Here is a 2,118-nt window from a genome sequence, read left to right as displayed (position 1 = left end):
GTAAAGAGATCGCCTTCGAAGTCCTCCTTCGAAGGCGTTTTTCTTTGGGCTGGCCCGTTTCTGTAGAGTCGAGCCATGCCCGAACTGCCGGTGCGGAAAAGGGGCTGCCCCCACGCCCGCACCTTGCACCAGCGCGGTGCAGCCGCTATCATCAGCGGCCTAGCAGTACCCCTGAAGGCGGCCTCCCAGCGGGAGTCCGGATCCGGAAGGAGGGCCGCGACCGGCAGGCAATGCAGGTTGCAACCGGAATCCAGTCACCGGAGTCTTTCCGGAAAAGGGGCCCAGCGGGCCCTTTGTCGTTTCCGGGGCGTCATGTTTTCACGCTGGCCAAGGCCGGCACCCAACCAAGAGATCAAGGCAGGCTGTGAGCGACAAGGCAACCGACATCGCGAATCTGCTCGCCCCGACCGTTGTGTCGCTGGGCCTGGAGCTGCTGGGCGTTGAGTATCTGCCGGCCCCCGGCGGTGCGACCCTGCGCCTTTACATCGACGTGCCACTGGCTGAACAGCCCGAGCGCATCATCAATGTCGACGACTGTGAGCGGGTCAGCCGCGAAGTGTCGGCGCAGCTGGACGTCGAAGACCCGATCAGCGGCAATTACACGCTGGAAGTGTCCTCGCCGGGCGTGGATCGCCCGTTGTTCAACCTGGAGCAGTTCGCTCGCCACCAGGGTGAATCGGCCAAGGTCACGCTGAAGCTGCCGCAGGACAACCGTCGTCGCCTGCAGGGGCGTATCGAGGCGACCGACGAGGCTGCGGGCACCATCACCTTCATCGTCGACAAGGCCGAAGTGGTGGTGTCGGCCGACAACATCGACAAGGCACGGATCATGCCCGACTGGGTGGCGCTGGGGCTGGCCCCGAGCAAGCCGACCGGTCCGGCACCGAAGCGTCCGAAGCCGAACACGAATTCTTCTTCCAACGAGCCGGCGGCAAAGAAGCCGCGCGCGGAGTGAGCCAATGAGCAAGGAACTGTTGCTGGTAGTCGACGCAGTCGCCAACGAGAAGGGCGTGCCGCGTGAAGTGATCTTCGATGCCATCGAGGCCGCTCTGGCCTCGGCAGCGAAGAAGCGCTATCCCGACGAGGAAGTGCTGACCCGCGTGGTCATCGACCACAAGGATGGCAGCTACGAAACCTTCCGCCGCTGGGAAGTAGTGGCCGATGATGTGGTCATGGAGTCGCCCGACCGCCAGATCCGCCTGATGGATGCCATCGACGAAGCCGAAGGCGTCGAGGTCGGCGACTACATCGAAGAACAGATCGAGAACCCGGACTTCGGCCGCATTGCTGCCCAGGCCGCCAAGCAGGTCATCGTCCAGCGCGTGCGCGAAGCCGAGCGCCAGCAGGTCGTGGACGCGTGGAAGGATCGTGTCGGTGAGTTGATCACCGGCGTGGTCAAGCGCGCCGAGCGTGGCAACATCTATGTCGACCTCGGTGGCAACGCCGAAGGCTTCATTCCGAAGGACAAGGGCATCCCGCGCGACGTGCTGCGCGCCGGTGACCGCGTGCGCGGCTACCTGGCCGAGGTCCGTTCGGAACCGCGTGGTCCGCAGCTGTTCATCAGCCGCGCCGCCCCGGAATTCATGATCGAGCTGTTCAAGCTGGAAGTGCCGGAAGTCGGCCAGGGCCTGGTGGAAATCAAGGCCTGTGCGCGCGATCCGGGCGATCGCGCCAAGATCGCCGTGCTGGCCCACGACCAGCGCACCGATCCGATCGGTGCCTGCATCGGCATGCGCGGTTCGCGCGTGCAGGCCGTGTCCAACGAGCTCAACGGCGAGCGCGTGGACATCGTGCTGTGGAACGACAATCCGGCCAACTTCGTCATCAATGCGATGGCGCCGGCCGAAGTCCAGTCGATCATCGTCGATGAAGACAAGCACTCGATGGACCTGGCCGTTGCCGAAGACCGTCTCGCCCAGGCGATCGGCAAGGGCGGCCAGAACGTGCGCCTGGCCAGCCGCCTGACCGGCTGGCAGCTCAACGTGATGACCCAGGACCAGGTCACCGCCAAGTCGGAGGCCGAGCAGGCCGCCGCACGCCAGCTGTTCATGGACAAGCTGGAAGTGGACGAAGAGATCGCCGGCATCCTGGTCAGCGAAGGCTTCGGCACCGTCGAGG

Annotated in this window: 2 protein-coding genes; both read left to right on the top strand. The window is 64.8% G+C overall.

The window, feature by feature from the left end:
- Positions 1 to 364: 364 nt before the first annotated feature.
- A complete protein-coding gene (gene rimP, locus BN1263_RS17835; RefSeq protein ID WP_019660578.1) occupies positions 365 to 955 on the top strand; it encodes a ribosome maturation factor RimP in 591 nt (196 codons plus the stop codon).
- A gap of 4 nt (positions 956 to 959) precedes the next feature.
- Positions 960 to 2,118: transcription termination factor NusA (gene nusA, locus BN1263_RS17830; RefSeq protein WP_058983088.1), on the top strand; the 1,159-nt coding region annotated here is incomplete at its 3' end.

This window comes from Stenotrophomonas thermophila (genome assembly GCF_001499715.1).
Taxonomy (GTDB): Bacteria; Pseudomonadota; Gammaproteobacteria; order Xanthomonadales; family Xanthomonadaceae; genus Stenotrophomonas; species Stenotrophomonas hibiscicola.
This window is presented reverse-complemented; position numbering and strand designations above follow the sequence as displayed.